At 69.5% G+C, this 12,088-nt stretch carries 12 protein-coding genes; 6 read left to right on the top strand and 6 right to left on the bottom strand.

Annotated features, from left to right (window positions below; all coding sequences use genetic code 11):
• Positions 1-5: 5 nt before the first annotated feature.
• The 6 genes from ABD143_RS23780 to ABD143_RS23755 all read left to right on the top strand — a co-directional run bounded on the left by ABD143_RS23780 (position 6) and on the right by ABD143_RS23755 (position 4,999).
• Positions 6-896, top strand: a complete 891-nt coding sequence (locus tag ABD143_RS23780) for an alpha/beta fold hydrolase (RefSeq protein ID WP_343982456.1) — start codon at positions 6-8, stop codon at positions 894-896.
• A gap of 52 nt (positions 897-948) precedes the next feature.
• Positions 949-1,611: a gluconate 2-dehydrogenase subunit 3 family protein gene (locus ABD143_RS23775; protein WP_343982453.1), complete on the top strand. Its 663-nt coding sequence runs from the start codon at positions 949-951 to the stop codon at positions 1,609-1,611.
• Entirely contained in the window at positions 1,601-3,259 is a 1,659-nt protein-coding gene (locus ABD143_RS23770; protein ID WP_343982450.1) for a GMC family oxidoreductase, read from the top strand. The genes ABD143_RS23775 and ABD143_RS23770 overlap by 11 nt, the downstream gene beginning before the upstream one ends.
• 345 nt (positions 3,260-3,604) lie before the next feature.
• The gene (locus tag ABD143_RS23765; protein WP_343982855.1) at positions 3,605-4,540 is read left to right on the top strand and encodes an NADP-dependent oxidoreductase; all 936 of its coding nucleotides are present in this window, start codon (positions 3,605-3,607) and stop codon (positions 4,538-4,540) included.
• A gap of 125 nt (positions 4,541-4,665) precedes the next feature.
• The gene (locus tag ABD143_RS23760; RefSeq protein WP_343982447.1) at positions 4,666-4,806 is read left to right on the top strand and encodes an NAD(P)-binding domain-containing protein; all 141 of its coding nucleotides are present in this window, start codon (positions 4,666-4,668) and stop codon (positions 4,804-4,806) included.
• A 28-nt stretch (positions 4,807-4,834) separates the two neighbouring features.
• Positions 4,835-4,999, top strand: coding sequence for a hypothetical protein (locus ABD143_RS23755; RefSeq protein WP_343982444.1), 165 nt, complete (start codon positions 4,835-4,837; stop codon positions 4,997-4,999).
• Between the two features lie 525 nt (positions 5,000-5,524).
• Here the strand turns inward: ABD143_RS23755 and ABD143_RS23750 are convergent.
• The 6 genes from ABD143_RS23750 to ABD143_RS23720 all read right to left on the bottom strand — a co-directional run bounded on the left by ABD143_RS23750 (position 5,525) and on the right by ABD143_RS23720 (position 12,087).
• Positions 5,525-5,761, bottom strand: coding sequence for a hypothetical protein (locus tag ABD143_RS23750; protein ID WP_343982441.1), 237 nt, complete (start codon positions 5,759-5,761; stop codon positions 5,525-5,527).
• The gene (locus ABD143_RS23745) at positions 5,758-6,438 is read right to left on the bottom strand and encodes a site-specific integrase (RefSeq protein ID WP_343982438.1); all 681 of its coding nucleotides are present in this window, start codon (positions 6,436-6,438) and stop codon (positions 5,758-5,760) included. The genes ABD143_RS23750 and ABD143_RS23745 overlap by 4 nt, the downstream gene beginning before the upstream one ends.
• Before the next feature lie 138 nt (positions 6,439-6,576).
• Positions 6,577-7,398: a hypothetical protein gene (locus ABD143_RS23740; protein WP_343982435.1), complete on the bottom strand. Its 822-nt coding sequence runs from the start codon at positions 7,396-7,398 to the stop codon at positions 6,577-6,579.
• Positions 7,399-8,714: 1,316 nt separating this feature from the next.
• Complete coding sequence (locus ABD143_RS23730; protein ID WP_343982432.1) at positions 8,715-9,680, bottom strand: NAD(P)H-dependent flavin oxidoreductase; 966 nt, start codon at positions 9,678-9,680, stop codon at positions 8,715-8,717.
• Complete coding sequence (locus ABD143_RS23725) at positions 9,677-11,302, bottom strand: AMP-binding protein (protein WP_343982429.1); 1,626 nt, start codon at positions 11,300-11,302, stop codon at positions 9,677-9,679. Before ABD143_RS23725 ends, ABD143_RS23730 begins: the two co-directional genes overlap by 4 nt.
• Positions 11,302-12,087: an enoyl-CoA hydratase/isomerase family protein gene (locus ABD143_RS23720; protein ID WP_343982426.1), complete on the bottom strand. Its 786-nt coding sequence runs from the start codon at positions 12,085-12,087 to the stop codon at positions 11,302-11,304. Before ABD143_RS23720 ends, ABD143_RS23725 begins: the two co-directional genes overlap by 1 nt.
• Position 12,088: the final 1 nt, after the last annotated feature.

The following is a 12,088-nucleotide window of genomic DNA, read 5'->3' as shown; positions in this document are numbered from 1 at the left end:
GAGCCATGAGAATCGTCGACCACAACGGGAACCTGGTGCGGCACGGCCGCGCCTTCGTCAACGGGGTTCGTCTGCACTACATGACCGCGGGCGACGGTGAGCCCGTGCTCCTGCTGCACGGCGTCCCGAAGACCTCGTACCACTGGCGGCACGTCATCCCGCTGTTCACACCGCACTACCGGGTGGTCGTCCCGGACATGCGCGGGCTGGGCGACTCCCAGCACACCGCGGGCGGGTTCGACATGCGCACCGTCGCCGAGGACTTCACCGCGCTCATGGCCGAGCTGGGCCATGAGCGGTACCGCGTGGTCGGCGAGGACTGGGGCGCCGCCGCGGCCTACCAGCTTGCCGCTGCCCACCCGGACCGCGTCCAGCAGCTCGTCTACCAGGAGATGATCCTGCCGGGCTACGGGCTGGAGGAATACTCGTTCCTCACCGCGGAGAACCTGCGCAGCTTCGTGTGGCTGTGGCACATCAACTTCTACTCGGTGCCCGAATTCCCCGAGCTGCTCATCAGCGGCAAGGAACGGGAGTACTTCTCCTACTTCATGAAGCACGAGACGCACGACCCGTCGGCGATCACGCCCGACGCGCTCGACGAGTACGTGCGCTGCTACTCCTCGCCCGGCGGGATCCGCTGCATGTGCGAGATCTACCGCGCGACGCTGACCGACGCCGAGCAGAACCGCGAAGCGGCGAAGACCAAGCTGACCATGCCGGTACTCGCCGTGGGCAGCGAGCACTTCATCGGCGCCGACAACGAGCGCCAGATGCGAGAGGTCGCCGACGACGTCCGCGGCGTCATCCTGCCGTGGGGCCACCAGCTCGCCGAGGAGTCGCCGGACGAGCTCGCCGGGCACTACCTGCGCTTCTTCGCCGGGGAGATGCAGCCATGAGTGCGTTCGCCGTCCGGACCGTTCCCCTGATCGTCGCGTGAGGGGTGGAGCAATGACGCACAGCCGATTCTTCGACGAGCACCAGCGGGAGACCGTCGCAGCCGCCATGGCCCGGATGATCCCGACCGACGACACGCCGGGCTCGCGGGAGGCGGGGAGCATCGACTTCCTCGACCAGTACCTGTCGGGCATCGAGTTCGTCTACGCCAAGCCCGACGGCAGCGGCTTCGAGAAGCTGGAGGGCAAGCGTGCCTGGGCGTGGGAGCAGCGCATCGCGGCGCTGCGCGAGACGTACGTGAGGGGCATCGACGAGCTCGACCGGCGGAGCCGGGAGGGGTTCGGCATCGACTTCGTCGGCCTGACCGAGGAGCAGCAGGACCAGGTGCTGCGCGACCTGGAGCGGCCGGCGCAGGAGCAGGAGGCGGCCGTGGCCGAGGCCCAGGTCACCGCGCCCTGGGCACCGCCGGAGCCGGCGCTGCAGCAGACGATGACGGAGATGGCGCTGGAGTTCGTCCCGTTGCTCGCCCTGCACACCCGCCAGGGCTTCTACGCCGACCCGATCTACGGCGGCAACCGCGACCGGGTCGGCTGGCAGGTCATCGGGTTCCCCGGGCCGGCGTCGCTGGCCGACGTGCACACCGGTCGGTACAGCGTCCTGGACTACTTCGCCGACCGGCGGGGCTACCCGGGAACGGAGGACGAGCGTGGCGCCTAAGACCAAGCCGGAGCGGGCCGACGTCTGCATCGTCGGCGCCGGCGCCACCGGAGCGGCCGCCGCGAAGGTGCTGACCGAGAACGGTCTGCGCGTCGTGGCGCTGGAGCGCGGTCCCTGGCGGGGGAAGGAGACGTTCGGTGGCGACGAGCTGGCCAACGTCAACCGCTACAACCTCTGGCCGGACCCATTGCTGAACCCCCGGACGGTCGTGCGGCCCGAGACCGGGTCGAGCGACCCGGTCGTCGAGCTGTTCTGCCCGGTTCCCCAGATGGTGGGCGGCGGAACCGTGCACTGGCAGGGCTGGTTGCCCCGGTTCACCCCGAACGACTTCCGCCTTCACACGATCGCCGGTGAACTGCCAGGCACGACACTGGCCGACTGGCCGATCACCTACGACGAGTTGGAGCCGTACTACAGCAAGGTCGAATGGGCCTTCGGAGTGTCCGGCCAGGGCGGAGCGAACCGCGCCGAAGGGCCGCGTAGCCGGGAGTACCCCTGCCCGCCGCTGCCGTTGTCGCACTACGCGCACAAGTTCCACGAAGGGTGCGACGCGCTCGGGTGGAACGCCTTCCCCACCCCGCAGGCGGCGCTGTCCCGGCCGCACAACGGCCGGCCACCGACCGTGATCAGCGCATTCGCGCAGCAGCACGGCGACCCGACCGGAACCCGGTCGAGCGCCCTGAACGTCTTCGTGCCCGACGCGGTGGCGACCGGACGGTTCGAGCTGCGGCCGGACTGCTACGTCCGGGAGATCACGGTGGACGATCGCGGGCGGGCGAAGGGGGCGGTGTACGCCGACGCCGACGGTGACCTCGTCGAGCAGGAGGCCGACGTCGTCGTCCTCGCCTGCGGCGCCGTCGAGTCAGCGCGGCTGCTGCTTCTCTCACGGTCGCGACGCTTCCCGGACGGCCTCGCCAACTCCAGCGACCTCGTCGGCCGCAACGTCACCTTCCACGAGTACAGCGCGGCCGTCGGCCTCTTCGACGACCCGGTGTACGCCTGGGCGGGCGGCGGCTACGTCAGCGCCAGCAGCTTCCAGTTCTACGAACACGACGACTCCCGCGGCTTCGCGAGCGGCGGGCACATCGCGTGCGCCGGGGTGGGCATCCCCCTGCCCATCAACTGGGGCCTGCCGGACCGCCCGCTGTGGGGTGCGCAGGCCAAGCAGATGGACCGCGACCACTTCAACCACAGCATGGCGGTGGCAATGGTCGTCCACGACATGCCCCAGCACGACAATCGGATCGAGCTTGACGAGAAGGTCGAGGACGCCTGGGGGTTGCCGGTCGCTCGCGTCACCCTGACGCCGCACCGGAACGACCTCGAGATGGGACGGTTCCTCATCGACCGCAACGCCGAGATCCTGGAGGCGGCCGGCGCGAACAAGGTCTACCGCGTGTACATCGACAAGGTGACCGGCAACTGTTCGCACCAGCACGGCACGACGCGGATGGGCGACGATCCCGGCACCTCGGTGCTGAACCGGTGGTGCCAGGCCCACGACGTCGACAACCTGTTCGTCGTCGACGGTGGCCCGTTCCCCACCGGGACGGGGGCGAACCCGACGCTGACGATGATGGCGAACGCATGGCGGGTGTCCGAGTACATCGCCACGCGGAAGTCGGACCGTCTAGGAAACAGGATGTGACGTTCTCGCACAGGGCCGCGATCATGGAGGAGCGGGTCGTGCTCCACCTATGAGCGTGGGCGTTCCTGCGGAGCGGCCGTGCCAGGTGCCTCGATGGTGGTCCTGGACGTGTCGAGCACGTTGGTCTTGTCGACGCGCTGGCTGATCGCGGTCAGGTGATCACCTTGGCTTCGGCCGATGCCGTCGCAGGGACCGCACGTCGTGCGTGCCAGGGCAGGAAGTCCCGCCGGGTGCCGATGCGCGTGCTCCTGAGCCTGCGCGCCGAACCGACAAGTGGTGGAGACCATCCTGCCATTGGCGAGGTCAGAGGCCCTGCCGCACCCTGGAACCATGAGCAACAAGACGATGCGGGCCGTCAGCCAGGACACTCTCGGGGAGCCGGACGTTCTCCATGAGGTGGAGGTAGAGCGCCCGGAGCCCGGCGGCGGCCAGATCCTCGTCACCGTCCACGCCGCCGGGGTCAACCCCACCGACTGGCTGCACCGCAGGCGCGGCCTCTACCTGGGCGAGCCGCCGTTCACGCTCGGCTGGGACGTGTCCGGCGTCGTCGAGGAAGTCGGCCTCGGCGTCTCGATCTTCGAGCCGGGCGACGAGGTGTTCGGCATGCTGCCCTACCCCCAGGGTGCCGGCGCGTACGCCGAGTACGTGACCGGGCCCACCCGCGCCTTCACGCGCAAGCCCGCCGGACTGAGCCACAGCGAGGCCGCGGCGCTGCCGATGGTGGGGCTCGTCGCCTGGCAGGCACTCGTCGACACCGCCGACGTACAGCACGGTCAGCGGGTGCTGGTGCTCGGTGCGGCCGGCGGCGTCGGGCATGTCGCCGTCCAGGTCGCCAAGGCGCGCGGCGCCCACGTCACCGGCACCGCCTCCGGCGACAAACGCGACTTCCTGCACGGCCTGGGCGCGGACGAGGTCATCGACTACCGCACCCAGGACTTCGTACACGAGGCCCGCGATATCGACGTGGTCCTCGACCTCGTCGGCGGCAACGACCGGCTGCGCTCCCTGCAGACGCTCAAACCGGGCGGCATTCTCGTGTCGTCCCTGCCTGTGGATCTCGACGAAGTGCACCAGCGCGCCGCCGAGTTGGGGGTACGGGCCACCGCCCTGATCGTCGAGCACGACCAGGCGGGCATGGCCGGACTCGCCGCACTCGCCGAGTCCGGGCAGCTGCGCCCGCACGTCTTTGCCACGCACCCGCTCGCCGAGGCCGCCAAGGCCCACACGGACGGCGAGGCCGGGCGTGCTGCGGGCAAGCTTGTGCTCACCGTCCGCCCGTAGAGCGGAGCGCCCGCAGGGCCGTCGGGCACGTGGAAACCGCTCCGGGGCCGGGCGCCGGTCCTGAACGACACCGAGTACGGCGCATAGTCAAGGTCGTCTGACACCTGATCCGAGCAGAGCTTCCCGTGAAGATCGGCATCATCGGCGCCGGGAGTGTCGGCGGAAACCTCACCCGCCGCCTGACCACCCTCGGCCACGACGTCCGCGTGGCCAACTCTCGCGGCCCGAGACCCTTGCCGCACTCGCCGATGAGACCGGCGCGCTGACGCTACTCTCGACCCGCTCCGACGAGAGATGGTCACCGGGCTCAGCCGGACGCGGATAGATGTCGCTTTCATCAGCCAGCTGCTCAACGAGGCCGGCGACGCACACAGCAGCCGGGTAATTGCTGTGTTTCTCCGACGTCTCGACGACATGATCGAGCAGCTCTCCAACATCGACCACCCTTTAGACCGCTGAACGCCCTCGCGACCGCAGTCGAGTTCGAGGAAACAGCAGACCCCTATAGCACAACGCCGATCACCGCACACCGCATCTCTCGGCGCAAAGTGGACGCGCGGGTTCATCGGTGCATCGAAAAGTGGTGGGTACAACGTGATCCAATGCGCACCACGAGTGGTGGGGGGACCCGCGTCTGCGGGGTGTCGCCTCGCACCAGAGACCCTGCGGCGCGGCGGTGGGGCGCGACCACCGCCGCACCGCGTCGTGGGGACCATCTGGGGACCGGCGGCCCTGCACGACCTGCACGAACCTGCACGCCCTGCACCGGGCCACACGAGGCACAACATGCCTGACGTGCGCAGATCGTCTGACCCCCGAACTGGGGGTCAAGGGGTCGCAGGTTCAAATCCTGTCGTCCCGACGGCACGATTGGGGTAGTAATCCCAGGCCAGGGCCTTGATTCACTTCGGTGAGTCGAGGCCCTGGTTCGGGTTCGGGGCCGACCGTCTCACAACTTCTCACATTCGGTTTCGCACGGGCGATCTAACTCGGGTCGGTGAGGGCATCCAGGTCGATCACCTCCTCCTCGTTCTGGGCGGTCTGCTGCCGTAGCCGGTCCAGCCGGGCGTGCAGCGCGGCGACCTCTGCCGCCGTTCGCTCCGTGGTGGGCGTCATCACCGCGTCCAGGGCACGTTGCCGGTTCTGCTCGCGCGCTGCCTCGCGTTGGGCGAAGTCGCGTCGGTCCGCTGCGCTCTCCGCGGCGCGCTCCTCCGGGGTCATCCGAGCAGCCCAGCGAGCGCGTCGCGGGCGGCGTTCAGGTCGCTCGTCCGCTTCGTGAAGCTCAGGTCGGCGTGGCCGGCCCACGCGGACACGATCACGTCCGGCACCCCGTTCGTGGCGAGGTAGGTCAAGCATGCGTGCCGGGCGTCGTAGAGCCGCACCTTCCGCACCCCCGCCAACTTCATCAGGTCGTAGGCCCGGCGGCGCAGCCAGTCCGTGCGCACCGGCTCACCCAGCTCGTCGACGAGGACGTACCCGGTGTCCGCGTAGCCCTCGCCAAGGGCGAGCTTCTCCGCGGCCTGCTTGGCCTTGAACGACTTCAACGCCGCCGTGACCGGGGCGGGCAACGGGAGCGCCCGCGTGCCCTTCTCGGACTTGGTGTTCTTCTCGACCACCTCCCCGTCGACGAGCGTGCGGGTGTTCTCCACCTGCCCCTCCTCGGCGTCGAGGTCGACGTCCGGCCACCGCAACCCGCACACCTCCGCGGGCCGCATCCCGAGCAGGGAGAGCAGCATCACCGCGAACAGCCGCTCGTCCTTGATGGCCAGCAGGAACGCTCGCACCTCCTCGGCGCCCCAGGGCTGACGCGCGGCCGTTGTCTTCGCGGCCTCCGTCCGGGCGGCGCGGGGGATCTTCGTGTACTGAGCGACGTTGTGGATCACGAGCTGCCGTCGCACGGCCTCGGTGAGTGCCGCCCGGAGCCGGTTGAGGGTGAGCTGAACAACGCGTAGCCCGAGCCCGGTGCCCTGTGGGGTTCCAGTAGTCGGCTACGGGTGTTGACCTGCGGCTTTAGGCGGCGCGTTCGTACTCGTTGATCAGCCCTCCCAGCACCGGTGGGCGTCTGATCCGACGGTGGTCAGGATCCGGAGCGGGAAGATCAGGGCGTGGCGGCTGAAGTTGTAGCGCACGATGTGGCCGCCGATGGTTGTAGTGGGCGCCGTAGGCAGCGAGTACGGTCCGCGGAGGTTACGGGCCTGCTGGGTGGTCCATGCTCCGGTCGGATGGCTGGTCGTGCGGAGGATATGGACGTAGCGGTTGCGGACTTCGAGGACGAAGAAGACGTAGATCCGTTTCAGGGTGATCGCGCAGTCGACGTGGAAGAAGTCCACGGCCAGCATGGTCGAGGACTGGGCGCGCAGGAACCGTCGCCAGGACGTATCGGTGGACCGGAGTGGTGCCGGAGGGATCCGCCGCAGCTTGAGGATCCGGCGAATCGTGGATGCTCCGACGCGGCAGCCGAGCTTGAGAAGTTCGCCCTGGATGCGCTGGTAGCCCCAGGTCTCGTTCTCGCGGGCCATCCGCTCGATCAATGCGGCGATCGCCTTGTCGACAGGTGGGCGACCGGAGCGGTTCGGGTAGGTCCACTTCTTGGTCACCAGGCGGCGGTGCCACCGCAGGACCGTGGCCGGGGTGATCAGGCGGTGACCGCGCAAGCTGGTGGATAGGCGCCGTATCAGCGCGGCGAACACGGCTCGGTCGGCCCAGTCCAGCCGGGGCCGAAGGTTGTTTCTCCGGAGTACGGCGACCTCGTGGCGTAGGACGAGGAGCTCGATGTCCTTGGACGACGATGCGCGGCCGAGCAGTGTAAGCCAGCTGAGGAGTCGACTGAAGATTAGATAGATCAGGCGTAGCGCCACGTACGTGATCATGCCTGGCCGTGGGTGGCCGCCGATCGCCGCAGGTCAAGGGCTCAGGCTGACTTCTGGAACCCCACAGGGTGGCCTGGGCGCGTCGTTCCCGGCTTTGCCCGGCCGCCCGGGCGATCCGGTACATGCTCGACTGCGAGCACCAGAAGCGTCCCTCGTCGAGCTCGCGGGCCCATACCTGCGGGATCGCCAGGTCCCGGTAGTGCTCGGAGTTGAGCACCGCGAGCACCGCGGCCCGCTCGTGGTCGGTGATCGTCGAGGGCGGCGGCCGGCGTGGTCGGTGCGGGCCGTGCACCGGCCCCAGTGCCACCCCGGCCGGGTCGGCGCGGCGATAGTGCGTGGCCCGCGACCGGCCGGTCAACGCGCACGCCCGCACAATCGACACCTTCGCGGCGCGCAACTCGGTGAACGCGATGTTCAGCGCCTCTTCGGCGGCGGCGGTGGTGGTTCCCGGTCGTCCGCGCTGTCGTCCGCGCTCTCGGACAGCTGTTCCAAGAGCGCGTGTGCTTTTCCCATGATGTCCAGCGCAGTCCGCGTCTTCGTCAGGTCGGATTCGAGCTTCGCGTTCCGCGCCCGGAGCCGTTCCAACTCGGCCGCCTCCGCCGAGCGGCCCGGTCGCTTCTCCGGTCGTTTCTCCGCCCGCCGGGAATCGGCCCACCTTTCAGCGCCCCCGCGTCCCGAGCGCGAGTCCACTCGATCACATGCGACGAATACAGACCCTCCCGGCGCAAGACCGCGCCCTTCTCGCCGTTCGGTGCGTTCTCATACTCCGCGACGATCGCCAGCTTGTACTCCGCGCTGAACGACCGACGCGACGGACGCGGCGACGGACCGCCGGCCGACCGCGGACCCGACGACGATGACGCCGCCGAGCCACCACTGGCCGCCGCACCGCGACGCTCCTCCGATGACACGAGCACCAGGATCTCCGATCACGCCCTCTGCTGTGAACCGCTAACGTCAAGCTGTCTCACGTGATCTTGGCAAAGAGGGCATGTCACACCTGGCCCCGCATGACGGGGCACCAGCAACGCCCGAGCCTGAGTTCATCAGAGCCTTGAAGAGACCCACAAGCGCTCGATCCATCACCCGTGTCTGAAGTGGCACAACAGCCGTTCGAACTGCGGCCCTGCAGCGGGTGTAGATGCGATGCTTTGGTTGCGGCCAGCCCTGCGGCCGGGGCCTAAAGCCTCGCGAACAGGCGATCCGGCCGTGCTGGCCGAGGCGCCGCACTCGGTCCGTTTCGGCTACCGGTGAACCTCTTACAGGGCAGGGCCTACGAGGTCCCTCCAGGTCCCACTGAGACGCTACCCACCCTCGACTCGCGGGAGCGTACGAATTGCCTCGCGATACTCCGTAACGATCCGGTTGACAATCGCGGCGGCTGGCATGATTGCATCGACTAGCCCGGCCGACTGTCCCGCTTCGACCTTGCCGTCGGTGACGTCGCCGTGGAGGGCGGCGTCACGCAGGGTCGAGCCCTGGAATGCTTTGCGCCGCACGTCGATGTCGGCGGCGGAGGCCTCGAGCTCGCCCATCCGGTCGGTGAAATCGTTGGCGAGGGCCCGGATCACGCCGAGGCCGTTCCCGACGGTCCGGGTGTCGTCGATTGCGGCCCGGACCACTGCCGCCTTGTAGTCGGGGTGGACTGTGGCCTCGTGGCTGGCGAGGAACCGGGTGCCGAACTGCGCGGCGCCCGCACCGAGCGCGAGCATCGCGGCGAGTCCGGCGCCGTCGGCGATCCCGCCGGACGCGACGACGGGGGTGCCGGGCACGGCGGTGACGATCGCTCGGACGAGGATCTGGGTGGTCACCATGGTAGGTGGGGGATGGCCGCCTGCCTCGGCGCCGACGACGACGAGCCCGTCGACGCCGGCCTCGGCGGCCTTGCGGGCGTGCTCGGTGCCCGCGACGACGTGCAGGCAGGTCGTGCCGATGTCGTGGAACTGTTGCAGGTAGCGGCGGGGGCCGCCCTGGGAGGCGATCAGCACAGGTGGGCGGCGGTCGAGCAGCAGCTCGATCACCTCGTCGGCGCCGGCACGGTACAGGGGCAGGTTGACCGCCCAGGGGCGATGGGTGCCGTTGGTCATGTCGTCGAGAGTCCGAGCGAGGTCGTCGAGCCGCATTGGCCCGGCGGCGACGACCCCGAGTCCGCCTGCGCGGCTGACGGCCAGCGGCAGCGCCGGGCTGGAGGAGGCCCAGGACATCCCGGCCTGGACGACGGGCAGGTCGGTGCCGAGCAGGCGGGTGACGGGGGTCGGGATGCGGGTCATGCGCTGACCTCGTCGCTAACCGCCTCGAGCAGGCCGCGGGCGTGGGCTGCGAGCTTGTTCTTCTGCACCTTGGAGCTGGCGGTCATCCCGATATGTTCGAAGCCTTCGACGATGCGCAGGTGGCGGGGCACCTTGAAGCTCGCCATGTGTTCGCGGGCCCAGCTGAGCAGCTCGTCCTCGGTGACGCTGCCGGCGTCGGTGAGCACGACGAAGGCGAAGGGCACCTCGAGCAGACGGGCGTCGGGCACCCCGACGACGGCGGCCTGTCGCACCCGGTGGTGGCGGTGCAGTGTGTCCTCGATGTCGGCCGGGGCGACGTTCTCCCCGCCGACCCTGATGATGTCTTTGGTACGGCCGACGAAGTGCAGGCGCCCGCTGGTGTCCAGAGAGCCGATATCACCGGTCGAGAGCCAGCCGTCGGGGTCGATCGTGGCGGCCGTCTGCTCGGGCGCGTCGAGGTAGCCCTGCATGACGTTCCAGCCCCGGACGAGGATCGAGCCGGGCTCGCCCGGGTCGCAGTCGCGAGTGTCGTCAAGCGTGCGGATGCGGACCTCGACGTCGGGTTCGACGAGCATGGCTCCGGATGCTCGGATCTCGTCGTCCTCCCACCAGCAGGACTGGGCGACGTTGGGGGAGGCCTCGGACAGGCCGTAGCCGGCGACACACTCGCGTGCGCCGAGCTCGTCGATCACCCGCCGGATGACGGTGGGAGAGGCGGCGACCCACGCTCCGCGTAGGTGCAGCGTGCGCCGCGCGCGGTCCGGGTGGTTGAGCAGCATGAGCGCGATGGTGTCGTTGCCGGAGAAGTGGGTGCAGTGCTCGGCTTCCATGAGCCGCAACGCCTCTGCTGGCTCGAAGCGAGGCATGGTCACCAGTGTCGTGGCGTGCTGGATCGACGCGAGAACGGACAGCGTGCTGCCCGCGACGTGGAAGAACGGTCGGGCGCTGTGGAAGCGGTCGCCCGGGCGCAGACCGAGCCGGGCACCGGAGAAGAAGGCGTCGGCACACATGCTGCGGTGGGTGAGCAGTACGCCTTTCGGTCGCGAGGTGGTGCCGGAGGTGTACTGCACGAGCAGGAGGTCGTCGGGCTCGGCGACCGCGGATGTCGCGGTGTCCGTGGCGTCGGCGAGGAACTGCGGCCATGCGGTCGCCCAGACCGGGACGTCGTCGCCGAACACGACCACTGACTCGAGGTCGGGGAGGGTCGTGCAGGTCGGGGTGCCTGTGGACCCGATCCCCATCTCATCCAGCAAGCCGAGGAGATCGACCCGCAGGACACGGTCGGCCGTGAACAGGGTGGAGACGCGAGCGTGGGCGAGGGTGTAGTGGATCTCGTCGGCGGTGAACCGGGTGTTGACCGGGACGGTGACCGCCCCGACCGACGCGAGTGCGGCGAACAGGGCGACCCAGCCGGGGCCGTTGCCGAGGCAGATCCCCGCCCGGTACCCGTGTCCGATACCCCGGGCGACCAGAGCGGCCCGGATGCGGGCGACGTCCCGGGCGAGCTCGCCGTAGGTGGTCCGCTCCTCGGCGGTGACGACGGCCTCGACGTCTGGGGCGAGCATCGCGGCCCGCTGCAGGGCCTCGTGCACCGTGAGCGGGCAGACGGTCCGCAGGTCCATCACTTCTCCTCCGTGCTCGTGCTCGCGGCCCGGTCGCGAGTGCGGAACTGGTTGACGCCCTCGCGCCAGCCGCCGTCCGCGAGGCACTGTTCGATCGCGGACATCTCGATCCTGATGCCGCGGTCGAGATCGGTCTCGGCGCCGAGGTCAATGGCGCGCTTGGTGAGTGCGATCGCCAGCGGGGGTGCCTTGGCGATCGTGCGGGCGATCTCCGTGCCGGTGTCGAGCAGGTCCTCGCCGGGCACCACGCGTCCGACGACGCCGAGGTCGCAGGCCTCGTCGGCGGCAAGGGGACGGTTGATGAACAGCAGTTCCTTGGCTCGCCGCTTCCCGATCACGCGTTGCAGCCGTTGGGTAGCGCCGACCGTGCCCCAGTGCGGTTCCGGGAAGCGGAACGTGGTGCCCTCGGCGGCTATGGCGAAATCCGCGGCCAAGGTGATCTCTCCACCGGACCCGACGACCGCGCCGTGGACGAGCGCGACCACGGGGCGGCGGCACTGCTCGATCGCCGAGTAGGCGGCGAACGAGGCGACGCGCCGGCGCCGGACCCAGCTCGCGTCCTTGTCTGTCCGTTCCTTGAGATCGGCACCGGCGCAGAACGCGGGTCCCTGTGCGGAGAGCAGCACGACGCGCACGCCGTCGTCGGCGTCGATCTCTTCGAAGGCCTGGCGTAGCTGCAGGCACATCGGCAGGTCGACGGCGTTTCGGGCCTCGGGGCGGGCGAGCTCGACGCGGGCGACGCCATCCACGATCTCGCAGCGCACCCGCAGCTGCTCCCCGGTCATC

Origin of the sequence: Pseudonocardia aurantiaca (genome assembly GCF_039526725.1) — a bacterium.
Taxonomy (GTDB): domain Bacteria; phylum Actinomycetota; class Actinomycetes; order Mycobacteriales; family Pseudonocardiaceae; genus Pseudonocardia; species Pseudonocardia aurantiaca.
This window is presented reverse-complemented; position numbering and strand designations above follow the sequence as displayed.

Bases quoted from the DNA above. Each gene is read 5' to 3' on its own strand.
- ABD143_RS23730 (WP_343982432.1), bottom strand. From the start codon at position 9,680: ATGACCCGCATCCCGACCCCCGTCACCCGCCTGCTCGGCACCGACCTG.
- ABD143_RS23765 (WP_343982855.1), top strand. From the start codon at position 3,605: ATGCGGGCCGTCAGCCAGGACACTCTCGGGGAGCCGGACGTTCTCCAT.
- ABD143_RS23775 (WP_343982453.1), top strand. From the start codon at position 949: ATGACGCACAGCCGATTCTTCGACGAGCACCAGCGGGAGACCGTCGCA.
- ABD143_RS23725 (WP_343982429.1), bottom strand. From the start codon at position 11,302: ATGGACCTGCGGACCGTCTGCCCGCTCACGGTGCACGAGGCCCTGCAG.
- ABD143_RS23720 (WP_343982426.1), bottom strand. From the start codon at position 12,087: ATGACCGGGGAGCAGCTGCGGGTGCGCTGCGAGATCGTGGATGGCGTC.
- ABD143_RS23750 (WP_343982441.1), bottom strand. From the start codon at position 5,761: ATGACCCCGGAGGAGCGCGCCGCGGAGAGCGCAGCGGACCGACGCGAC.
- ABD143_RS23755 (WP_343982444.1), top strand. From the start codon at position 4,835: ATGGTCACCGGGCTCAGCCGGACGCGGATAGATGTCGCTTTCATCAGC.
- ABD143_RS23780 (WP_343982456.1), top strand. From the start codon at position 6: ATGAGAATCGTCGACCACAACGGGAACCTGGTGCGGCACGGCCGCGCC.